Source organism: Rhodoferax sp. (assembly GCF_028714215.1).
GTDB lineage: Bacteria > Pseudomonadota > Gammaproteobacteria > Burkholderiales > Burkholderiaceae_C > Rhodoferax.
The window spans coordinates 14161-35210 of sequence record NZ_JAQTMS010000054.1; the positions used below are offsets into that span (position 1 = coordinate 14161).

Annotated in this window: 23 protein-coding genes; 18 read left to right on the top strand and 5 right to left on the bottom strand. The window is 65.8% G+C overall.

The features are described from left to right. Positions 1-8: 8 nt before the first annotated feature. From PHS32_RS19470 to PHS32_RS19555, 18 genes are all read left to right on the top strand, one after another. A complete protein-coding gene (locus tag PHS32_RS19470) occupies positions 9-1454 on the top strand; it encodes a M81 family metallopeptidase (RefSeq protein WP_301080774.1) in 1446 nt (481 codons plus the stop codon). Positions 1455-1499: 45 nt separating this feature from the next. Continuing rightward, on the top strand, positions 1500-3089 hold the full coding sequence (locus PHS32_RS19475; protein ID WP_301080775.1) for an ABC transporter substrate-binding protein: 1590 nt from the start codon (positions 1500-1502) through the stop codon (positions 3087-3089). Between the two features lie 24 nt (positions 3090-3113). Next, positions 3114-4049, top strand: coding sequence for an ABC transporter permease (locus PHS32_RS19480; protein WP_301080776.1), 936 nt, complete (start codon positions 3114-3116; stop codon positions 4047-4049). An 11-nt stretch (positions 4050-4060) separates the two neighbouring features. Beyond that, on the top strand, positions 4061-4945 hold the full coding sequence (locus PHS32_RS19485; protein ID WP_301080778.1) for an ABC transporter permease: 885 nt from the start codon (positions 4061-4063) through the stop codon (positions 4943-4945). A 22-nt stretch (positions 4946-4967) separates the two neighbouring features. Then, complete coding sequence (locus PHS32_RS19490; protein ID WP_301080798.1) at positions 4968-6008, top strand: ABC transporter ATP-binding protein; 1041 nt, start codon at positions 4968-4970, stop codon at positions 6006-6008. Next, positions 6005-6997, top strand: coding sequence for an oligopeptide/dipeptide ABC transporter ATP-binding protein (locus PHS32_RS19495; protein ID WP_301080779.1), 993 nt, complete (start codon positions 6005-6007; stop codon positions 6995-6997). The genes PHS32_RS19490 and PHS32_RS19495 overlap by 4 nt, the downstream gene beginning before the upstream one ends. 49 nt (positions 6998-7046) lie before the next feature. Further along, positions 7047-8507 carry a D-aminoacylase gene (locus tag PHS32_RS19500; protein ID WP_301080780.1) on the top strand — a complete coding sequence of 487 codons (1461 nt, stop codon included), beginning with the start codon at positions 7047-7049 and terminating at the stop codon, positions 8505-8507. Positions 8508-8623: 116 nt separating this feature from the next. Next, positions 8624-9142, top strand: coding sequence for a GNAT family N-acetyltransferase (locus PHS32_RS19505; protein ID WP_301080781.1), 519 nt, complete (start codon positions 8624-8626; stop codon positions 9140-9142). Between the two features lie 25 nt (positions 9143-9167). Beyond that, complete coding sequence (locus PHS32_RS19510; protein ID WP_301080782.1) at positions 9168-9632, top strand: nuclear transport factor 2 family protein; 465 nt, start codon at positions 9168-9170, stop codon at positions 9630-9632. Between the two features lie 26 nt (positions 9633-9658). After that, entirely contained in the window at positions 9659-10279 is a 621-nt protein-coding gene (locus PHS32_RS19515) for a MarC family protein (protein WP_301080783.1), read from the top strand. A gap of 56 nt (positions 10280-10335) precedes the next feature. After that, positions 10336-11796 (top strand): xanthine dehydrogenase small subunit, encoded by a 1461-nt coding sequence (gene xdhA, locus PHS32_RS19520; protein ID WP_301080784.1) that lies wholly within the window; start codon positions 10336-10338, stop codon positions 11794-11796. Continuing rightward, entirely contained in the window at positions 11793-14186 is a 2394-nt protein-coding gene (xdhB, locus tag PHS32_RS19525) for a xanthine dehydrogenase molybdopterin binding subunit (protein ID WP_301080785.1), read from the top strand. The genes xdhA and xdhB overlap by 4 nt, the downstream gene beginning before the upstream one ends. 71 nt (positions 14187-14257) lie before the next feature. Beyond that, on the top strand, positions 14258-14968 hold the full coding sequence (locus PHS32_RS19530) for a hypothetical protein (RefSeq protein ID WP_301080786.1): 711 nt from the start codon (positions 14258-14260) through the stop codon (positions 14966-14968). A 41-nt stretch (positions 14969-15009) separates the two neighbouring features. Beyond that, on the top strand, positions 15010-15594 hold the full coding sequence (locus tag PHS32_RS19535) for a sigma-70 family RNA polymerase sigma factor (protein ID WP_301080787.1): 585 nt from the start codon (positions 15010-15012) through the stop codon (positions 15592-15594). Continuing rightward, positions 15591-15815: a zf-HC2 domain-containing protein gene (locus PHS32_RS19540; protein ID WP_301080788.1), complete on the top strand. Its 225-nt coding sequence runs from the start codon at positions 15591-15593 to the stop codon at positions 15813-15815. Before PHS32_RS19535 ends, PHS32_RS19540 begins: the two co-directional genes overlap by 4 nt. After that, positions 15793-16470, top strand: a complete 678-nt coding sequence (locus PHS32_RS19545; protein ID WP_301080789.1) for an AraC family transcriptional regulator — start codon at positions 15793-15795, stop codon at positions 16468-16470. The genes PHS32_RS19540 and PHS32_RS19545 overlap by 23 nt, the downstream gene beginning before the upstream one ends. 106 nt (positions 16471-16576) lie before the next feature. Beyond that, on the top strand, positions 16577-17467 hold the full coding sequence (locus PHS32_RS19550; protein ID WP_301080790.1) for an EamA family transporter: 891 nt from the start codon (positions 16577-16579) through the stop codon (positions 17465-17467). Positions 17468-17562: 95 nt separating this feature from the next. Then, positions 17563-18309 carry an SDR family oxidoreductase gene (locus PHS32_RS19555; RefSeq protein ID WP_301080792.1) on the top strand — a complete coding sequence of 249 codons (747 nt, stop codon included), beginning with the start codon at positions 17563-17565 and terminating at the stop codon, positions 18307-18309. A gap of 22 nt (positions 18310-18331) precedes the next feature. Here PHS32_RS19555 and lepB read toward each other — a convergent pair whose 3' ends face one another. From lepB to PHS32_RS19580, 5 genes are all read right to left on the bottom strand, one after another. Next, positions 18332-19000: a signal peptidase I gene (gene lepB, locus PHS32_RS19560; RefSeq protein ID WP_301080793.1), complete on the bottom strand. Its 669-nt coding sequence runs from the start codon at positions 18998-19000 to the stop codon at positions 18332-18334. Positions 19001-19007: 7 nt separating this feature from the next. Further along, a complete protein-coding gene (locus tag PHS32_RS19565) occupies positions 19008-19340 on the bottom strand; it encodes a PspC domain-containing protein (protein WP_301080794.1) in 333 nt (110 codons plus the stop codon). Between the two features lie 166 nt (positions 19341-19506). Next, a complete protein-coding gene (locus PHS32_RS19570; RefSeq protein WP_301080795.1) occupies positions 19507-20121 on the bottom strand; it encodes a LysE family translocator in 615 nt (204 codons plus the stop codon). A gap of 95 nt (positions 20122-20216) precedes the next feature. After that, the gene (locus tag PHS32_RS19575; RefSeq protein WP_301080796.1) at positions 20217-20573 is read right to left on the bottom strand and encodes a helix-turn-helix transcriptional regulator; all 357 of its coding nucleotides are present in this window, start codon (positions 20571-20573) and stop codon (positions 20217-20219) included. Then, the gene (locus tag PHS32_RS19580; protein ID WP_301080799.1) at positions 20563-20931 is read right to left on the bottom strand and encodes a type II toxin-antitoxin system RelE/ParE family toxin; all 369 of its coding nucleotides are present in this window, start codon (positions 20929-20931) and stop codon (positions 20563-20565) included. The genes PHS32_RS19575 and PHS32_RS19580 overlap by 11 nt, the downstream gene beginning before the upstream one ends. Positions 20932-21050: the final 119 nt, after the last annotated feature.

Consider the following 21050-nt stretch of genomic DNA (forward strand, 5'->3'; position numbering starts at 1 on the left):
GCCCCACCATGCGTGTCTTCAGCGCTTCCCTGGCCACAGAAACCAACACCTTTGGCCCCATGCCCACCGGTCTTTCCTCGTTCCGGGATCGCGGCTACTTCCCGGCCGGTCAGCACCCGGACCAGATGACTTTTTTCTCCGGTCCTCTGTGGGCCGCGCGCCTGCGTGGCGCTGACCAGGGCTGGGACCTGGTCGAAGGCGTGGTGGCCGGCGCCCAGCCCAGCGGCATCACGACCCGCCACGCCTATGAAACCCTGCGCGAGGAACTGCTGACCGATCTGCGTCGCGCGCTGCCGGTGGACATGGTGTTGCTAGGCTTGCACGGCGCCATGGTGGCCGACGGCTACGACGACTGCGAGGGCGACCTGCTGGAGCGCGTGCGCGCCATCGTCGGACCGGGCGTCGTGGTCGGCGCCGAACTCGACCCGCACAATCACCTGACGCCGGCCATGGTCCGCTACGCCGATGTGCTGATCGCGTTCAAGGAATACCCGCACACCGACATCCTCGAGCGCGGTCTTGAACTGGTCGATCTGTGCGCCGCCAAGGTGGCCGGAAAAGTCCAGCCGGTGGCCGCCGTGGTGGACTGCGAGATGATAGTCACCATGCACACCTCGCGTCAGCCGGCGCGCGGTTTCGTCGACCGCATCCAGGCCCTGGAGGGCAAGAACGGCGTGCTCTCGATCTCCATCTCGCACGGCTTTGCCTGGGGTGACGTGGCCCAGATGGGGACCAAGGTGCTGGTCTATAGCGACGGCGACGCGGCCCGGGCCCAGACACTGGCGCGGCAACTGGCCGATGAGCTGATCGCCCTGCGCGAGCAGCTCACCGTGCACTACCCCAGCATCGACGCCGCGCTGGATCAGGCGCTGGCGTTCGACGGCGGCCCGGTGGTGCTGGCCGACGGTGCCGACAACCCCGGCGGTGGCGCGGCCGGCGATTCGACCTTCATCCTGCGCCGCATGGTGGAGCGCGGCATAGTCAACGCGGCGCTGGGGCCCCTGTGGGATCCGGTGGCGGTGCGCATCGCCTTCGATGCCGGCGTCGGCGCGCGCCTGATGCTGCGCGTCGGCGGCAAAATCAGCCCGCTGTCGGGCGCGCCGATCGACCTGGATTGCACTGTCAAGGCGCTCCGGAGCAACATGGTGATGACCGGCCTGGCCAACACCCCCAGCCAGTTGGGCGACTGTGCGCTGATCGAGGCCATGGGCATCGAGATCGTGCTGATCACCCTGCGCAACCAGGCCATGGGCACCGATCTGTTCACGCAACTGGGCTGCGACCTGGCGGCGAAGAAAATCATCGTCGTCAAATCCTCGCAGCACTTCTACGCCTCCTTCTCCAAACTGGCCCGCCATGTCATCTACGTGGCCGCTCCGGGGGCCGTCACGCTGGACCTTGGCACGCTGCATTACCGCAAGATACACCGCCCCAAATGGCCGCTGGACGCCTGAAATTTCACTTGTCAACATCAAACCAACATTACAGGAGACCTCACCATGAAACGACAAGCTGCTCTCACCACTCTGTCTTCGCTGCTGCTGGGCGCTGCCATCAGCCTGGCCAGCCTGCCGGCGCTGGCGCAAACCAAAACGCTGCGCATGGTGGCGCACGCCGACGTGAAAATCCTGGACCCCACCTTCACCACCGCCTACATCACGCGCAACTTTGGCTACATGGTCTACGACATGCCGTTCGGCCTGGATGCCAAGAGCGTGCCGCGGCCGCAGATGGTGGAAAAATACAGCACCTCCAAGGACGGCAAGTTGTGGACCTTCACGCTGCGCCCGGGACTCAAGTTCTCCGACGGCAGCGCCGTGACCGCCGCCGACGCGGTGGCCTCGATGCAGCGCTGGACCACACGCGACAGCATCGGCCGCGCCATGACCGCCGTCGCCGCGCCGGAATGGAAGGCGCTGGATGCCCGGACTTTCACGCTGACGCTGAAGGAGCCGTTCGGCATGGTGCTGGAGGGCATGTCCAAGCCTTCGGCGTTCCCGCCGGTGATCATGCCCGAGCGTCTGGCCAAGCTGCCCACCACGGCGCCGCTGACCGAAGTGCTGGGCTCCGGGCCTTTCATGTTCAAGCGCGACGAATGGGTGCCCGGCAACAAGGTGGTGTTTGTGCGCAACCCGCATTACGTGGCCCGCACGGACCCGCCCAGCGCGCTGGCCGGCAGCAAGAAACCGGCCTTCGACCGGGTTGAGTGGCTCTACCTGCCGGACTCCAACAGCGCCGTCGCGGCACTGAAAAAAGGCGAGGTCGATTACATCGAGCAGGTCCCGCCCGACTACATCACACCGCTGCGCAGCGACCCCAATATCAAGATTGGCGCGGCCGGCTCCTGGCAGGGCTTCCTGGTGATGAACCAACTGCATCCGCCGTTCAACAACCCCAAGGTGCGCCAGGCGGTGCTCAAAGCCGTCAGCCAGGATCGCTTCACCGCGGCCATGGGTTACCCGCTGGACATGCGCGTGACCTACTGCCCGACCTACTTCATCTGCGGCGGTCCCAATGACACCGCGGCCGGTGCCGAGCCGTACCGCGTGGCGGACGTCGCCAAGGCCAAGCAGATGCTGGCCGACGCTGGCTACAAGGGCGAGAAAGTGGTGTTGCTGGTCCCCAGCGACGTCAGTTACCTCAACGCCGAAGCACTGATGGCGGCGCAGACCCTGCGCAGCATGGGCATGAACGTGGACGCACAGACCATGGACTGGGCCTCCATCAGCGGCCGGCGCTCCAAACGCGAGGCACCGGAAGCCGGCGGCTGGAGCATGTACGTCACGGTGGCCGGTGAATTCGACGTCAACTCGCCGATCACCAATGCTTACCTGAGCGCCGCCTGCGGCAACGGTCTGCCCGGCTGGGTCTGCGACAAGCAACTCGACGAACTGCGCTCGGCCTGGATCAAGGAAACCGTGCCGGCCAAGCGCAAGGCTTTGCTCGATGCGTTCCAGAGCCGGGCCTACGAGGCGGTGCCCTATATCAACGCCGGCCAGTACTCGCCGGCCTTTGCCGCGCGCAAGGAACTCAAGGGTGTCGACAAGCTGTGGGGCGGACTGCCCCTGCTGTGGCTGCTGGACAAATAAGTCAAGCCCGGTTGACGCACTCGCGTGGGCTACCTTCTCAGACGACTGCTAGCCACCTTGCCAGTGATGGCGGTGGTGGCGCTGGTGGTATTCCTGCTGATCCACCTGTCGCCCGGCGACCCGGCGACGCTGATTGCCGGCGACATGGCCAGCGAGGAGGACATCGCCCGGCTGCGTTCCGCTTTGGGTCTGGACCGGCCGCTGCTCCAACAGTTCCTGCTCTGGCTGGGGCGTCTGTTAACAGGCGACCTGGGCACCTCCATCTTTACCCAGGTGCCGGTGTCCCAGCTGCTGGCGCAACGGCTGGAGCCGACGCTGTCGATTGCCGTCCTCACCATGGCTTTGACGCTGCTGGTGGCGGTGCCGCTGGGAACCCTGGCAGCCTACCGCGCCGGCAGCTGGATCGACCGCGTCGTCATGCTGTTCGCGGTGCTGGCGTTCTCGGCGCCGGTGTTCCTGATCGGCTACCTGCTGATCTACACGCTGGCGATCCAGCTCGGCTGGTTTCCGGTGCAGGGCTATGCACGCCTGTCCGAAGGCCTGGGGCCATGGCTGCGCAGCCTGGTGCTGCCCTGCATCAACCTGGCCCTGGTGTACATCGCACTGGTCACGCGCATGACCCGCGCCACCGTGCTGGAGGTGCTGCTGGAAGACTACATCCGCACCGCCCGCGCCAAGGGTCTGGCGGTGCTGCCGGTGCTGGGCCACGCGCTGCGCAACGCCGCCATCCCGATCGCCACCACGGTGGGCGTCGGCATCGCGCTGCTGATTGGCGGCGTCGTGGTGACCGAGACCGTATTCGCCATTCCCGGCGTCGGCCGCCTGGTGATCGATTCGGTGCTGCACCATGACTACCCGGTGATCCAGAGCGTGCTGTTGCTGTCGGCCGGCGTTTACGTGCTGATCAACCTGCTGATCGACCTCAGCTACCGGCTGTTCGACCCGCGCATCCAGTACTGATGCCTCGCCCCATGACCGGCCATACCGCCATCGACCCTGAACTGACGCCCGGCGCCGCGCCACCGCTGCGCCGCTGGCGCTGGCTGCGCAAGAACCCGACGCTGATCCTGGGCGCCCTGCTGCTGCTGGCGGTCGCGCTGCTGTCGCTGGCGGCGCCCTGGATCGCCAACCATGACCCGCAGGATATCGACCCGCTGGTGCGCATGCAGGGCCCCTCGGCAGCGCACTATTTCGGCACCGATGCGCTGGGTCGCGACGTCTTCAGCCGCGCCGTCTGGGGCGGGCGCGTCTCCATGGTGGTGGGTTTGACGGTGGCCGTGCTGGCGACCCTGGGCGGCGTACTGCTGGGGCTGCTGGCCGGCTTCGTGCGCTGGGCCGATGGCCCGGTGATGCGCGTGATGGACGGCTTGATGGCGATTCCCGGCATCCTGCTGGCAATCGCCCTGATGGCGGTGACCCGCGCCAGCCTGAGCACCGTCATCGTGGCCATCATCGTGCCCGAAATTCCGCGCGTGGTCCGGCTGGTGCGTTCGCTCTCGCTGACCTTGCGCGAGCAACTGTTCGTGGAAGCGGCGCACGCCGTCGGTACCCGGCTGCCGGTGATCCTGTGGCGCCACGTGCTGCCCAACATGATGGCGCCGCTGATCGTGCAGGCCACTTTCGTCGCCGCCTCGGCCGTGCTGATCGAGGCCTCGCTGTCGTTTCTGGGGGTCGGTGTGCCGGCGCAAACGCCCAGTTGGGGCAACATGATGGCCGAGGGTCGCAACTTCGTGGCGGTGGCCTTCCACATCATCCTGTACCCGGGCCTGTTGCTGGCGGCCACCGTGCTGGCCATCAACATGGTGGGCGACGGGCTGCGCGACGCGCTGGACCCGCGGCTGGCCCGGCAACTGTGAGCAGGCGACCTTGAGCTACACCATGCCCACCATCAACACCCCCGCCAGCGCCCCTGCATCGGGCGCCGAGGCACCTTTGCTGGAGCTGGATAACCTGTGCACCTGGTTCGACACGCTGGCCGGCACCGTACGTTCGGTGGACGGCGTCTCCTGGTCGATCCGCTCCGGCCAGACGCTGGGCGTGGTCGGCGAGTCGGGCTGCGGCAAGAGCGTCACCGCGCTCTCCATCCTGCGCCTGGTGGCGACGCCGCCGGCGCGCCACAGCGGCGCGGTGCGCTACCACGGCAGCAATCTGCTCGCGCTCAGCGAACGTGCGATGCGCGACATCCGCGGCAACCGCATTTCCATGATTTTCCAGGAGCCGATGACCTCGCTCAATCCGGTGCTGACGATCGGCCGGCAGATCGCCGAGACCGTCTGCCTGCACCAGAAGACCAGCCGCGCCGAAGGCCTGGCCCGCGCCGTCGAAATGCTGCGCCTGGTCCAGATCCCGGAGGCTGAGCGACGCGCCAGCGAATACCCGCACCAGCTCTCCGGCGGCATGCGCCAGCGCGTCATGATCGCCATGGCCCTGGCCTGCAAGCCCGAACTGCTGATCGCCGACGAACCCACCACCGCGCTGGACGTCACTATCCAGGCGCAGATCCTGGCACTGATCAAGCGCCTGCAAAAAGAACTGGGCATGGGCGTGGTGCTGATCACGCATGACCTGGGCGTGGTGGCCGAAAGTTGCGACCGGGTGGTCGTGATGTACGCCGGGCGCAAGGTGGAGGAAGCCGATGTGCTGGACCTGTTCGACCATCCATTGCACCCCTACACCCGGGCCTTGATGGCCTCCATGCCCTCGATCAACACCCACAGCACGCGCCTGACCGAAATCCCGGGCATGGTGCCCGCGCTCAACCAGCTGGGTCGCAGTTGCGCTTTTGCCGAGCGCTGCAACTATGCCCAGGCACGCTGCCGCAGCGAGGTGCCGAGGCTCACCACGCAAGGCCCAGGGCACCATGTGGCCTGTTTTGCGGTGGAAGAAAAGCGCATCAACCTGGAGTTCCCCGTCGCATGAACGCGCCCGCCGTCACGCCGCCCTTGCTGGTGGTGGAGAAACTCAGGAAGCACTACCTGGCGCCGCGCAAGTGGCTGCAAAAAGCCAGCCCGGCGGTGCAGGCAGTGGACGAAGTGACGTTCTCGCTGACGCAGGGCGAAACGCTGTCGCTGGTGGGCGAGTCGGGCTGCGGCAAGACCACCACCGCCAAGTCGGTGCTGCGGCTGGTCACACCCACCTCGGGCTCGGTCAGGCTCAACGGGGAGGAACTGCTGACGCTCAGCGCCGAGCAGATGCGTTTGCGCCGGCGCAACCTGCAAATCATCTTTCAGGACCCTTATGCCTCGCTCAATCCGCGCCTGTCGGCCGGCGACATCGTGGCCGAGCCGCTGCGCAACTTCGCCGGCGTCTCGGCGGCCGAGCGGCGCGAGCGCGTGCAATGGTTGTTCGCCAAGGTCGGGCTGCGGCCGGAAGCGGCCAAAAAATACCCTTATGAATTCTCCGGCGGGCAGCGCCAACGCCTGGGCATTGCGCGCGCCCTGGCGCTGAACCCGAAACTGATCGTCTGCGACGAACCGGTGTCGGCGCTGGACGTCTCGGTGCAGGCGCAGGTCATCAACCTGCTGATGGACTTGCAGGCCGAGTTCGGCATCGCCTACCTGTTCGTGGCGCACGACCTGGCGGTGGTGCGCCACATCAGCCACCGCGTCGCCGTCATGTACCTGGGCCGCATCGTCGAAGTGGCCGACCGCGATACCTTGTTCGCGGCGCCGCTGCACCCCTACACCCAAATCCTGCTGTCGGCCGTGCCGGTGCCCAACCCGCGCACGCCGGCCCAGCGCATCCTGCTGCAAGGCGACCCGCCCAGCCCGGCCAAGCCACCGCCGGGTTGCCGCTTCCACACCCGCTGCCCGCTGGCCCAGCCGCTGTGCCAGCAACAAAGTCCGGCCCTGACCCAGCGCGCCGCCAACCCCAACGGTGGCCAGTGGGTCGCCTGCCACTTCCGCTAAGGCCGGACGCAGCCGAGCCAGTCATCGAACCACAGACCCAGGAGATGCCATGACACAACCTCAACACTACGAGCTGCTGATCCGCGACGGCACGGTGATCGACGGCACCCGGGCGCCGCGCTTTACCGCCGACGTGGGCGTCCGCGCCGGCCAGGTCGCCGCCATCGGCGACCTGAGCGGCCACAGCGCCGACGAAATAATCGATGCGCGCGGCCGCATCGTGGCACCCGGCTTCATCGACGCCCACACTCATGACGACGAGGCCCTGCTGTCGCAGGCCGACATGACTTTCAAGCTGTCCCAGGGCGTCACCACCGTCATCGTCGGCAACTGCGGCATCAGCGCCGCACCGCTGCGCCCGGCGCTGGACCTGCCGATGCCCCTGACCCTGTTAGGCCTGCCGCCGGACCGGCGCTTCCCCTCTTTTGCCGCCTACCTGAAGGCCTTGCGCGCGGCCCCCTCCAGCGTCAACGTCGGGGCCTTGGTAGGGCACTCCACGCTGCGCGTCATGACCATGGCAGCGCTGGACCGCGCAGCCAATGGCGACGAGATCCGCGCCATGCAGGCCTGGGTGCAGGAGGCCATGGAGGCCGGCGCGCTGGGCCTCTCCGCCGGCACTTTCTACCCGCCGGCCAGCCACGCCAGCACCGAGGAGATCATTGAAGTCGGTCGCCCCCTTTCGGCGCACAAAGGGCTCTATGTCACGCATATGCGCGACGAGTCGGACAAGGTCTTGGAGGCGCTGGAGGAAACCTTCCGCATCGGCCGCGAGCTGGCTATTCCCGTCGTGATCTCGCACCACAAGGCGATGGGCAAGCCCAATTTCGGCAAATCGGCCATCACCCTGCCGTTCATCCGGGAGACCATGCAGCACCAGTGCGTGGCGCTCGACTGCTATCCCTACGACGCCGGCTCGACCATGATACGCAGCGACCGCGGCATGCTCGAAGGCCGGGTGCTAATTGCCTCCAGCACGCCGCACCCGGAGTGCGCCGGCCGCGAACTCGACGCCATCGCCGCGGAGTGGCAGGTATCGAAGGAACAGGCCGCGCAACGCTTGCAGCCCGGCAGTGCGATCTACTTCCTGATGGACGAGAACGACGTGCGGCGCATCCTGGCTTTCGACGAAACCATGATTGGGTCGGACGGCATTCCGGTCGGCGACAGCCCGCATCCGCGCCTGTGGGGCACCTTCCCGCGCGTGCTGGGTCATTACAGCCGTGATGTCGGCCTGTTCCCGCTGGAGACGGCGGTCTGGAAGATGACCGGGCTGACGGCGCGCAATTTCGGCCTGCAGGGGCGCAGCACCCTGAAAGTGGGGCACCACGCCGACGTGGTCGTGTTCGACGCCGCCACGGTACGCGACACCGCCACTTATGCGGCGCCGGCGCAAGCCGCGGCTGGCATCGACTGCGTGATCGTCAACGGCGTCATGGCCTGGCGCCATGGCCGGCACAGCGGCGCCCGCAGCGGCCAGGTCCTCACCCGGACGCCGGCAAGCGCGGCCTGAACACCGGTTGCGAGGCAGACCCGGGTTGGAGGTAAAAATCCAATCCAGGGGGCGACCCGGCACCGAATCTGGTGTAGATTGCGCGTGTCAGCCATGCCACCCGCAGGAAACCGCCCATGAGCATCACGATCCGCCACGCCGAACCCGCCGATTACGCCGCCTGTACTCTGATCTACGCGCAGCCGCGGGCTGCTGCCGGCACCCTGCAAATTCCGCTGCAGTCGACCGAGGTCTGGAAGAAGCGCCTGGAAAACATGGCGCCGCAGGACCGCATCCTGGTCGCCGTGCTGGGTGGCGAGGTGGTTGGCAATCTGGGCCTGCACCCGGTCGCCAACCTGCGTCGCGCCCACGCCGCCGGCATCGGCATGGCGGTGCGTGATGACGCACAGGGCAAAGGTGTAGGCAGCGCCTTGCTCAAAGCAGCGGTCGATCTGGCCGACAACTGGCTCAACCTGCTGCGCCTGGAACTCACTGTCTGGACCGATAACGAGGCGGCGCAACGCCTGTACCGGGCGCACGGCTTCGTGTTGGAGGGCACGCACCGGGCCTATGCCCTGCGCCATGGCCGCTATGTCGACGCGCATGCCATGGCACGCCTGCACCCGTCGCCACCCTCGGTTGCGGCGCCAACATGAAATCGAAAACAACGAGGGCTCAGCCATGCGCAACATCACACTCATCCTCCTACTGGTCACCGGCGCCCTGCTGTCGGCTTGCGCCGGCATGACTGCTGCCACGCCAGAGCCTGAAGCCCTGCGGCAAGCGGTTGCAGACACCGAGCGCGCCTTCGCCAAATCAATGGCCGATCGGGACCACGCCGCTTTTGCCTCCTTCCTGTCCGAGGAAGCGGTGTTCTTTTCGGAGCCCAAGGTGCTGCACGGCAAGGCACAGGTGGCGCAGGCCTGGAAGCGCTTCTACGAGGGCGCGAAGGCACCGTTTTCCTGGCAACCGGAGCAGGTGGAGGTACTGCCTTCGGGCACGCTGGCCCTGAGTTCCGGGCCGGTACGCGACGCCCAGGGCAAATTGATTGCCACTTTCACCTCGATCTGGCGGCTGGAAGCCCCGGGCGTCTGGCGCATTATTTTCGACAAGGGCAATGAGGTCTGCGACTGCCGCAAACCTTGACCCCGCAAAGAAGAAGAAAGATGTCCGTGGATTTCAAACCCCTGGTCACCCTGCTGGCGATCGTCAATCCGCTGGCGATCGTGCCGTTCTTCATTCACTACACACAGGATTTCACAACCGAGCAGCGGCGCCGCACGATCTGGATTTCATCCTTCAGCGCTTTTGTCGTGATCGCTATCAGCGCCCTGATGGGTCTGCACATTCTGGAATTTTTCGGCATTTCGCTGGCCAGTTTTCAGGTCGGCGGCGGCATGCTGCTGCTGACCTCGGCCCTGGCCATGCTCAATGCGCAACCGGCCGAAGCCAAATCGAACGAAGAGGAAATGCACGACGCCGCAGCTCGTGCCAGCATTGCCGTGGTGCCGCTGACCATTCCCTTGCTGACCGGCCCGGCCACCATGTCGACGGTGGTGATTTATGCCGACAAGGCCAAGACTTTCCTGCAATTGAGCACGCTGGTAGGCTACGGTGTGGTGATCGGTCTGGCCACCGCCCTGTGCTTTGCCTTGGCGCGGCCGATTGCCCGGATCTTGGGCAAAACCGGCATCAATGTGATGACCCGTTTGATGGGTTTGATTCTGGCGGCGCTGGCGGTCGAGGTGATGTCCGACGGCCTGGTAAAACTATTTCCCATACTGGCCAAATAGACCGGTTCGCCGCCGTATCCTTGCGTATCCCAATCATCCCAGCCGGCCACCCCAGCATGACCCCCAATCCCAACTCCGTGCGCTTTGTCCTCGACGGCGCCATCATCGAGGCCGGCGGCGAGCACCACGGCAGCACTGTGCTGGATTACCTGCGCGAGCAATTGCAGCGCAGCGGCACCAAGGAAGGCTGCGCCGAAGGCGATTGCGGCGCCTGCGTGGTGCTGCTGGGCGAGCTCGACGGCGCCGGCGCGACGATCAATTACCGGCCCGTCAACAGCTGCCTGCAACTGCTGCCGACACTGCATGGCAAGTCGGTCAAGACGGTGGAAAGCCTGCAACGCGGCAACGGCGACCTGCACCCGGTGCAGCAGGCGCTGGCGGCCAGTCACGGCACCCAATGCGGCTTTTGCACACCCGGCATCGTGATGAGCCTGACCGGTTTGCTGCAGACGGTCGCCCAGCCGACGCGCAACCAAATCAACGACGCCCTGAGCGGCAACCTGTGCCGGTGCACCGGCTACCGGCCGATCGTCGAGGCCGCCCAGAAGGCCGCCGCCGCGCCGGCCGGCCAGTTGAAACTCGACGACAGCGCCGACCTGCCCCTGCTGCGCCAACTGCGGCGTGAGAGCGCGCAGCCGGCCGTGCTGCACAGCGCCGAGGGTCAAGATTTTTTCACGCCGACAACGCTGGCGGCGCTGGCCGATTACCTGAGCCGGCACCCCGACGCGACACTGCTGGCCGGCAGCACGGAGATTGGCTTGCAGGTCAACAAGCAGTTTGCGCGGCCCGGCAGAATTGTTTATCTCGGCGGCGTCAGCGAGCTGCGCCAGATCGAAGACCAGGGCACGCTGTGGCGCATCGGCGCGCAAGTTTCGCTGACCGACGTGCAAAACCTGGTGGCCGATGTCTACCCCGACTTTGCCGAGGTGCTGCGCCGCTTCGGTTCGCCGCCGATCCGCTCCACCGCCACGCTGGCCGGCAACATCGCCAACGGCTCTCCGATCGGAGACAGCATGCCGTGCCTGTTGGCCCTGGGCGCCAGCCTGCAATTGCGCCGGGGCGACAGCACACGCACGCTGGCCCTGGAGGATTTCTATACCGGTCAGAAAAAGAACGCCTTGCAGAGCGGCGAGTTCATCACCGCGATTGATCTGCCGAAACCCGGTCCCGGCGAAGTGTTCCGAGCGCACAAGGTCAGCAAGCGCTTCGACCAGGACATTTCCGCCACCTGCTGCGCCCTGCGTTACCAACTGGTGGACGGCAAGTTCACCCGGGTCCGGCTGGCCTACAACGGCCTGGCGCCATCGCCCTGCCGCGCGCCCCGACTGGAAGCCGTGATCAACGGCCGCACGCCCGAGGCCGTCAGCGCGGCCGAGCTGGACCAGGCGATTGCCGCCAGCTTCACCGCGCGCGACGGCCTGCGCGCCAGTTGGGCCTACCGCTCGCTGTTGGCGCGCAATCTGGTGCTGCGATTTATTGAAGAAGCCGTTGGCAGCGTGCCCGAGGTGACCCCATGAACGCACCCACCTCGCCCCGGGAACTGGCGCCCGCCACCGAGCAGGGACGGGAACTGCCGCACGAATCGGCCCGCTTGCACGTGACCGGCCAGGCCACTTACACCGACGACATCCCGGAACTGCGCGGCACGCTTTACGCCGCGCTGGTGCTGTCACCGGTGGCGCACGGCGAACTGCTGGGCGAAGGCATTGAGCGCGCCGCCCTGCTGGCGCAAGCCGGGGTGGTGGCGGTGTTCACGGCCCAAGATATTCCCGGTGAAAACAACTGCGGCCCGATCGTCCACGACGACCCGTTTCTGGCCGATGGCAAAGTGCAGTTCCTGGGCCAGCCGGTGGCCGTGGTGGTGGCGCACAGCATGCGCCAGGCCCGCCAAGCCGCCAAAGGGGCGAAGGTCACCGTCAAGGAGCTGCCCGCCATCCTGAGCATAGCCCAGGCACTGGCCCAGCAGAGCTTCGTCATGCCGTCCAGGGGCATCACGCGCGGCCAGCCCGAGAGTGCCATCGCCGGCGCACCGCTGCGCATCCAGGGCCGCACCGAGTGCGGCCAGCAGGAGCAGTTTTACCTGGAAGGCCAGATCGCCTACGCGGTGCCGCGCGAGGACGGCCAGCTCACGCTCTACGTCTCGACCCAGCACCCGGACGGCAACCAGCGCGAGGCGGCGGCCGCGCTGAAGCTGTCGGCCAAGGATGTGGAAGTGATCTGCCGGCGCATGGGCGGCGCTTTCGGCGGCAAAGAGGGCAACTCCAGCATCTTCTCGCAAAGCGCGGCGCTGGCCGCCTTCAAGCTACAGCGCCCGGTCAAGCTGCGCGTCAACCGCGACGACGACATGATGATCACCGGTAAGCGGCACGACTTCCGCATCGACTACGACTGCGGTTTCGACCCGCACGGCCGCATCCTGGGCCTGGACGTGGTGCTGGCCTCGCGCTGCGGCCACAGCACCGACTACTCCGGCCCGGTGAACGACCGCGCCCTGCTGCACATCGACAACTGCTATTACCTGCCGCACCTCAAGATCGTCAGTCACCGCTGCAAGACCCACATGCAGAGCGCCACCGCGTTTCGCGGCTTCGGCGGTCCGCAAGGCATGTTCGGAATCGAGACCGTGATCGAGGAGATTGCGCACCGGCTCGGCAAGGACGCGCTGGAAGTGCGCCGCGCCAACCTGTACCGGGACCCGGCGCTGTCGGGCGACGCTGGGTCGATGACCACCCAATACGGCCAGACTATCGAGGACTGGATTGGCGACCGGGTGATCGACCAGGTGGCGACCGAGGCCCACTACGGCGCGCGCCGCCAAGCCGTGAACCAGTTCAACGCGCAAAACAAAAGCCGCAAGCGCGGCCTGGCGCTGGTACCGCTCAAGTTCGGCATCTCGTTCACCGCCACCATGCTGAACCAGGGCGGCGCCCTGGTCCACATCTACCAGGACGGCTCGGTCAGCGTCAACCATGGCGGCACCGAAATGGGCCAGGGCCTGAACACCAAGATGGCGCAGGTGGCGGCGGACGGTTTGGGCATCCCGGTCAGCCGGGTGCGCGTCACTGCCAGCGACACGCAAAAAGTGCCCAACGCCAGCGCCACCGCGGCCTCCAGCGGTGCCGACATCAACGGCGCCGCCATCAACCATGCCTGTGCGCAACTGCGCGCACGGCTGGCGCCGGTGGCGGCCCGGCTGCTGGACTGCGATGCGGCAGCGGTCGAGTTTGAGGCCGGCATTGCCCGCAGCACAGTGGGCGCTGGCACGGCCGCTGCGATGCAGACTGTGCCCTGGCAAGCGCTGGTCACACAGGCCTGGCTGGAGCGCGTCGGCCTGAGCGTGACGGGCTTCTACATGACGCCCGACATCCGGTACGACTTCAACACCTTGCAAGGCCGTGCCTTCTACTACTACTGCTACGGCGCCGCCGTCAGCGAGGTGGAAATCGACACGCGCAGCGGCGAGTGGTGGCTCAAGGCGGTGGACATCGTGCACGACGTCGGCCAGAGCATCAACCCGGCCATCGACAAGGGCCAGATCGAGGGCGCCTACGTGCAAGGCCTGGGCTGGCTGACGATGGAGGAATGCATCTGGGACGCGCACGGCAAGCTGCTGACGCACGGCCCCAGCACTTACAAGATCCCGGTAGCCAGCGACGTGCCGGAGCATTTCAGGGTCAGCCTGTTCGACGGCAGAAACGTCCGGCCCACGCCCTACCGCAGCAAGGCGGTGGGCGAACCGCCGCTGATGCTGTCACTGTCCGCTTTCTTCGCCTTGCGCGATGCCGTCAGCGCATCAGCCCAGCACCGCGCGCGCGTCGACCTGGTGGCGCCGGCCACGCCGGAGCGCATCCTGCTGGCCTGCGAACGCGCGAAGGCCGCGCAGCGTCCGGAAATCCCCGCACCTTGAACCAGGGTTCCAGCCCGGTCACTGGCGCCGCCGGGTTCCGAATCTGACCGCCGCATGGAGAAAAATCGCTGATGAAGAATGTCTTGCTCTGGATGGCGTTGAGTGTCTGTGCCGGGCACGGCGCGGCGGCCCAGTCGCTTTGCACCAGCGACGGTCAGGCCGCACCGCTGACCCTGGTCGAGCACTTCATCAGCGCCGACTGCGCGGCCTGCTGGAGCGCCGCGCCAACTGCCCATCCCGGGCCACAGGAACTGAGCATCGACTGGATCGTACCCAGCGACCAGGGCGACGAAGCGCCCCTGTCGGCGGCGGCCCTGCGCGAGGCACAGACGCGGCTGGCGGCCCTGGGGCGCGCCAGCCCCGCCAGCTCGACCGTGACCCGCAGCAGGGTACTGAACCGGCCCGGCCTGCAACTGCGGGTGGCGCAGGGCCTGCCCCTGGGCGCCTACCTGGGCGCCATCATCGAATTCCAGATCAGCGCCAAAGTCCGGCGGCAAGAACCCCTGACGGCCTGGCTGCTGCTGGTGGAGACCGTCCCGGCGGGGGTCGAGGGCGCGGCGGTGGAAAAGAACCTGGTCCGCAATGTACTGATCTCGAGCTGGGACCGGCCGGATCAGCGCCCGGCAACCGGGCCGGCCCGTTACCGTGAGCTGCGTCCGCTGAATGTCCCGGAGGGCACCAAGCCGGAGCGGCTGCGCCTGATCGGCTGGGTTCAGGACGCGCGCGGGCAAGTGCTGAGCGCCGCGCAATCGGTCTGTACCACAGCGATTGAAACTCACTGACCAGCAAGTCCGGTCGGGCCGATTACACTGCGCAGTCCATCATGAGCGACACCACCCCACCCTCCTTCGAGCAGCAGTTGCTGGGACAGCGCGACTACCTGCTGCGCTTTGCCCGGCTGCAACTGCGCAACGAAACCTGGGCCGAGGATGCGGTGTCCGAAACCGTGCTGGCGGCGCTGGCCAAACCGCAATCGTTTGCCAACCGCTCGCAACTCAAGACCTGGCTGGTCGGCATTCTGAAACACAAGGTGATCGACGCGCTGCGGCAGCACAGCCGCGAGGTCTGTGGCCTGGAGAGTTCCGAGGACGATGACGCCGATCCGCTGGAATATCTGGGCTTCAAGGCCGACGGGCACTTCCAGCAACAGCCGGCCGACTGGGGCAACCCCGAGCAGCAGTTGAGCAGCCGCCAGTTTCTGGAAGTGCTGGACGTCTGCGCCAAAAAACTGCCGGCGGTGCAAGGCCGCTTGTTTTTGATGCGCGAGTGGCTGGAGCTCTCCAGCGAGGAAATCTGTAAGGAATTGAGCCTGACGCCGACCAACCTGTACGTGCAACTGCACCGGGCCCGGCTGCGCTTGCGCGAGTGCCTTGAACTGAACTGGTTTGCCCAACCGAAAACCACATGACGCCATTTCGCAGAACCTGCCGGCAAGTCACTGCGCTGGTGATTGCGCGGGAAGACCGCGCGCTGCCGTGGCGCGACCGGCTGGCACTGCGCCTGCACATGGCCGTTTGCGCCGCCTGTCCCACGTTCGAGCGCCAGGTGCTGACGATGCGCAACGCCATGCGGCAGTGGCGAAATTACGCGGCTGGCGAGGTCAGCGATGAAGCACCCGACAAGCCCTGAGATCCTGGCCAGCGGGATTCGGCGCTACAGCGGCGAGCGCGCCAGCCATGCGCATGAGCATGTGCAGATCATGTTTGCCTTGCAGGGACGCATGGAGCTGGAGATCGACGGTCATTGCACGTTTGCCGACAGCTCCTGCGGCATGCTGATCCCGGCCGGTGTCGAACATGGTTTTCTGGCCGCCTCCGAGGTGCGCATGTTCGTGCTCGATGTGCCGCCGCTGCCCGGTCTCGACCAGCTGCGGCGCTTTGCCGTCACGCCGGCCTGCCGCGCCAGCGTCCGCCAGGCCGATGCCGGCTTGCAGATCGCGCAACTGCTGCAAGCGCCCCGGGTGCTGACACGCCGCGGCATCGATCTGGCGCAACTCGATGCCGCGCTGGCGGGCCGTTTGCACCAGCCCTGGCCGACCGCGCGCATGGCGCAACTTTTTTTCCTCAGCACGCCGCGCTTTCATGCCCGGCTGCTGGAACTGACCGGGCTGACGCCGCAAGCCTATCTTCGGGGGCGCCGGCTGGACCGCGCCGAACAGCTGCTGCGCCAGGGCATGGCACTCGACGCCAGCGCACTGCAAGTCGGTTATCAGTCCGCCAGCGCCCTGAGCTTTGCCCTCAAGCGCGAGCGCCAGTTCAGCACCCGGCAATTGCGCGCGCACTAGGGCCTGTTCACACTATTTTTGCGAGTAGAAATAGTGTGAACAGGCCCTAACCCAGGTCGAGCGTTGCTCGAAAGTCGCAGGGGCCTACCGGGCGCATCATGGCGGCATGAAAAACCCGTCGCTCACCGGTGCCGCCATGGGACTGGCGGCCGCTGTCCTGTGGGGCACCACCGGCACCGCCCAGACCTTTGCCGCCGCGCAGTCCTCGCCCTATTGGATTGGCGCCTTGCGGCTGGCGATCGCCAGCGTCTTCTTTGCCGGCCTGGTCTTTTTCGGTCGCGCCGGTCGGGCGCAGGTCGACTCCCGGCTGCGCCGGGCCTGGCCCTGGATCGTGCTGGGCGGCAGCGCCATGGCGGCCTACAACCTGTGCTTTTTTGCCGGCGTCAAGGCGACCGGCGTCGCCACCGGCACCGCCGTTGCCATCGGCAGCGGACCGGTTTGGGCCGGCCTGCTGCAAGCCCTGATCAGCCGGCGGCCGCCTGGGCCTCTTTGGTGCCTGGGGACGGCATTGGCGGTCATGGGCATAGGCTTGATGCTGTCGGGCACCGGCAGCGCTACCCGCTTCGATGCTGTGGGCTTGGCCCTGTGTCTGGCGGCCGGTCTGGCTTACGCCAGCTACACCCTGGTCAGCAAGCATCTGATCGGTATCAGCTCGCCGGTGATGGCAACGTTTTCCGTTTTCACAACGGCCGCCGTGATTGCGGTGCCGGTTGCGGCGTTGACCGCCGGCACTTTCTCGGCCACCGGTTCGACCTGGCTCATGGTGGCTTACCTGGGACTGATCGCGACCGGGATTTCATACCTGCTGTTCAGCCATGCACTGCGCCACGTTTCGGCCGCGACCGGAGTGACTTTTGCGCTGGCCGAGCCGGTGACTGCTTTTGTGCTGGCCATCCTGGTCGTCGGGGAGCGCCCGATGCCAGCGGCCTTTGGCGGCCTGGCCCTGGTGGTTGCCGGTCTGCTGCTGGTGGTGTGGATGGAAACCAGAAGGAGCTGAGTGGCACTGCGCCGGCACCACCTTGGCGGCTGGGCTAACATGAGTCGGTCGCAAACCTCTGTTTTGTTCCCTCATTTTTTTCAACGGAAGACACCGTGAACCCAATCGTCCTGATCACTGGCGGCGCGCGCGGCATTGGCGCCGCCACCGCCTTGCTGGCCGCGCAACGCGGTTACGCCGTGGCCGTCAACTACAGCGCCAACGAAGAGGCGGCGAACGCCGTGGTGCGGCAAATTCGCGCTGGCGGGGGCCAGGCCATTGCCGTGCAAGCCGATGTGGCGCTTGAATCCCAGGTGCTGGCGATGTTCGAGGAGATCGACAGCCGGCTGGGGCGTCTGACGGCCCTGGTGAACAACGCCGGTGTCGTGGACATGGCGCAGCGCGTCGATGCCATGAGCGTGGCACGCCTGAGGCGCATGTTCGACATCAACGTGCTGGGCAGTTTCTTGTGCGCCCGGGAAGCCGTCAAGCGCCTGAGCACGCGCCACGGCGGCGCGGGCGGCGCCATCGTCAACGTCTCCAGCGCGGCGGCACGGCTGGGTGGCGCCGGCCAGTACGTGGACTATGCCGCCAGCAAGGGCGCCATCGACACCTTCACGCTCGGATTGGCGAAAGAAGTGGCGGCGGAAGGCATTCGCGTCAACGCCGTGCGGCCCGGCATCATTGAGACCGAGATCCATGCCTCGGGCGGCCAGCCGGACCGGGCCAATCAGTTGGCGCCGCTGGTACCCATGCAGCGCGCCGGCAGCGCGCTGGAAGTGGCGCAGGCGATTGTCTGGCTGCTGTCGGACGAGTCCAGCTACAGCACCGGCGCGCTACTGGACGTGGCGGGCGGCCGCTGAATAGGCCATTGGCGGCGGCGGGTCAGCCCAGCGCTTGACCGAAGCGCTCCCAGCGCGGCCACCAGGCCCCCAGAATATCCACTGACAGCAGCAACCGAACCGCTTTGCCGGTCAGCAGTGGGCGTGGCACCAGACCGATATAGCGCGAGTCGGCGCTGTTGTCGCGGTTGTCTCCCAGCATCAGGTACTGCCCCTCGGGGACGGTCAGCGCTTGGAAGTTGTCCCGGGCCAGTACACCGGGCAGCCACTGGATGGTGCGCTGGTTGCCGGCCAATTGCTCCAGGTAGGGTTGGGCCTGCCAGGGCGCATCAAGAGCCGCGCCACCGGCCGGCGGCGCAACGGCGACATAGCTGGCGCGCTGGCCATTGATGACCAGCTGTTTATCGTGCATGGCGATACGGTCGCCCGGGACGGCAACAATGCGCTTGATCAGGCGCACACCGTCGCGCGGCGAAGTGAAGGTCACAATGTCGCCGCGTTGCGGATCGCCCAGATGCATCAGCACCCGCTCCGTCAAGGGCAGCTTCAGGTCGTAAGCCAGGCGATTCACCAGCACCACGTCGCCCTCCAGAATGTTGGGGTGCATGGAGCCCGAGGGGATCGGGTTCCAGTCCGCCACGGCGCTGCGAAACAGCCCCAACAACAGCATGAACACCAGGAAACCCCGGTTCTGTCGCAACCAATGTCTCATGTTGACCTCAGGAAGCGCGCAGCAGCGGCAGGTCGTGCGCCAGCGGTACAAAGATCCAGAGCGCCAGATAGACCAGCAGCCCAAATCCGGTGCACAGGCTCATGACGAACACGATGCGCCAGATCCAGGCCTGCATGCCGGTGGCGGCAGCCAGCCCGCCGCAGACGCCGCCCAGCCAACGGTCGGTGGCGGAGCGATGCAAGCCGTTGATGGCCTGCAATACCGGCTCAGTCGGCGGGGTATTGAGCAGCTTGTTCTTGGCACGCTGGAATTCGTCGGCGCTCAGGCTGGCGCGATCCCGCAGTTGTTCCAGTCGGATCAAATCGTCGGCAATGGACATGAGGTTCTCCAAAAATGCGGCCTTCCTGACCGCCTGAACCAAAGCTTATGCCAGGCTCCGCAGACGCGACAGCGCCATGCGATGAAGTGCAGAAAGCAGGCGCCGGAGAGTCAAATCCGACGATGAGTCAGCCGCCAGCCGGACCCTTTGGCCGCCGGCTTGGGTCTCACTTTTCGGTCAGCGCAAGGCTCGCGCCGAGGCCGGCAAAAGTTGCCGCGAAGCCGCGCCGCAGCCAGCTTTGGACGCGCGGCGATTCGATCACTGCTTTGCGGAATAGATGCGCCAGGGAGCCATAAAGCACGAACACGACAAACGTCATGACCATGAAGGTGGCGCTCAGCAGCAGCAGCTGGAACAGCGGTTCGGTGCTGCCCGGCTGAACGAATTGCGGCAGGAAAGCCAGGAAGAAGATGGTCAGCTTGGGATTGAGAATGTTGAGCAGGAAGGCCTTGACGACCAAACCTGTGGCGCTGCTGGTGGAGGGATTTCCGTCCAAGGCGAAAGCCGACTTGTCACGCCAGGTGGCATAGGCCACGTAGAACAGGTAGGCAACGCCGGCGTACTTGAGTGCCTGAAAGGCCAGCGCGCTGGTGTGCATCACGGCGGCCAGACCCAGCACTGTGGCCAGCAGATGCGGCACGATGCCGGCCGTGCACCCCAGTGCCGCAAACACGCTAGCCTTGCGACCCTGAACCAAGCCGGTGGAGACGGTAAAGATGACCCCGGTGCCAGGGATCAGCACCACAATAAACGAGGTGATCAGGAATTCAGCGCTGAGCATTGGATGGCTCTCCTTGGCAATATCGGTAGCGTGATGGTACCTGCTGACTCATGAAGCCAGCCAGGAAAACGCCAGTTTGACGAGGAGCAGGATGATCAGACTGCCGCCCAGACCATGACGGTCCCAGGACGATCTGCTTTTGCATTGGTTTTTGGACGGATGAAAATTTCGACATCCCGATTCAGTAACGTGATGTAGTGCAACAGCCGCTCACTGGAGAAACGGCTGAGTTTGTAGTTCTTCAACTCCGACACATGAGGTTGCGCAATTCCCAGACGCTTGGCCGCGGCAGCTTGCGTCAACCCTTCGGCTTGCAGCAAGTCGTTCAGGCGTGTTGCCAACTGCACGCGCAAGCGACGCTCGTCGGGGTCTGACAAACCAAGGTCGGCAAACACGTTGCCGGTACCCATTTCAATCTTTTCTGCGGTGGCTGCTTTCGCGTCAATGCTCATGATGGTCCTTGTAATGTTGCTGGGCGAGCTTGAGACGCTCGTGAATCAGGTCAATGTCGCTCTGCGCGGTTCGAATACCACTTGGTGACTTTTTCTGGAAGCAGTGCAACACGTACACCGCCTTGGCAAAACGCACCGTGTATACCGCCCTGAACGTATCGCCGCGGTGGTTATCGACCAACTCCAACACACCGGAGCCTTCGCCCTTCCACAGTTTGGCCTGCGGCGGAGTGGAACCGATTTGCACCGCGCCCAGGGCGTAACCAAAATCATCCACCACCTCGGGCGGCAAGGCCAGCAGATCCTTCTTTGACGATCCAACCCAGTGCAGGGGTTTTTCTGTGGTCTGGCTTGTCATTGGTAGACGTTGGCTCGCAAAAAGGCCCGAAGGCCGGTTAGAGAGCCAACGCCCCCTTTCAAACCGTGCATGCGGATTTCCCGCACACGGCTTACCAGTGGTCTGTCGGCTCGCAGCAT

Coding starts and splice junctions, on each gene's coding strand:
- PHS32_RS19470 (WP_301080774.1), top strand. CDS start 9: ATGCGTGTCTTCAGCGCTTCCCTGGCCACAGAAACCAACACCTTTGGC.
- PHS32_RS19475 (WP_301080775.1), top strand. CDS start 1,500: ATGAAACGACAAGCTGCTCTCACCACTCTGTCTTCGCTGCTGCTGGGC.
- PHS32_RS19485 (WP_301080778.1), top strand. CDS start 4,061: ATGACCGGCCATACCGCCATCGACCCTGAACTGACGCCCGGCGCCGCG.
- PHS32_RS19490 (WP_301080798.1), top strand. CDS start 4,968: ATGCCCACCATCAACACCCCCGCCAGCGCCCCTGCATCGGGCGCCGAG.
- PHS32_RS19495 (WP_301080779.1), top strand. CDS start 6,005: ATGAACGCGCCCGCCGTCACGCCGCCCTTGCTGGTGGTGGAGAAACTC.
- PHS32_RS19500 (WP_301080780.1), top strand. CDS start 7,047: ATGACACAACCTCAACACTACGAGCTGCTGATCCGCGACGGCACGGTG.
- PHS32_RS19505 (WP_301080781.1), top strand. CDS start 8,624: ATGAGCATCACGATCCGCCACGCCGAACCCGCCGATTACGCCGCCTGT.
- PHS32_RS19510 (WP_301080782.1), top strand. CDS start 9,168: ATGCGCAACATCACACTCATCCTCCTACTGGTCACCGGCGCCCTGCTG.
- xdhA (WP_301080784.1), top strand. CDS start 10,336: ATGACCCCCAATCCCAACTCCGTGCGCTTTGTCCTCGACGGCGCCATC.
- xdhB (WP_301080785.1), top strand. CDS start 11,793: ATGAACGCACCCACCTCGCCCCGGGAACTGGCGCCCGCCACCGAGCAG.
- PHS32_RS19530 (WP_301080786.1), top strand. CDS start 14,258: ATGAAGAATGTCTTGCTCTGGATGGCGTTGAGTGTCTGTGCCGGGCAC.
- PHS32_RS19535 (WP_301080787.1), top strand. CDS start 15,010: ATGAGCGACACCACCCCACCCTCCTTCGAGCAGCAGTTGCTGGGACAG.
- PHS32_RS19540 (WP_301080788.1), top strand. CDS start 15,591: ATGACGCCATTTCGCAGAACCTGCCGGCAAGTCACTGCGCTGGTGATT.
- PHS32_RS19545 (WP_301080789.1), top strand. CDS start 15,793: ATGAAGCACCCGACAAGCCCTGAGATCCTGGCCAGCGGGATTCGGCGC.
- PHS32_RS19550 (WP_301080790.1), top strand. CDS start 16,577: ATGAAAAACCCGTCGCTCACCGGTGCCGCCATGGGACTGGCGGCCGCT.
- lepB (WP_301080793.1), bottom strand. CDS start 19,000: ATGAGACATTGGTTGCGACAGAACCGGGGTTTCCTGGTGTTCATGCTG.
- PHS32_RS19565 (WP_301080794.1), bottom strand. CDS start 19,340: ATGTCCATTGCCGACGATTTGATCCGACTGGAACAACTGCGGGATCGC.
- PHS32_RS19570 (WP_301080795.1), bottom strand. CDS start 20,121: ATGCTCAGCGCTGAATTCCTGATCACCTCGTTTATTGTGGTGCTGATC.
- PHS32_RS19575 (WP_301080796.1), bottom strand. CDS start 20,573: ATGAGCATTGACGCGAAAGCAGCCACCGCAGAAAAGATTGAAATGGGT.
- PHS32_RS19580 (WP_301080799.1), bottom strand. CDS start 20,931: ATGACAAGCCAGACCACAGAAAAACCCCTGCACTGGGTTGGATCGTCA.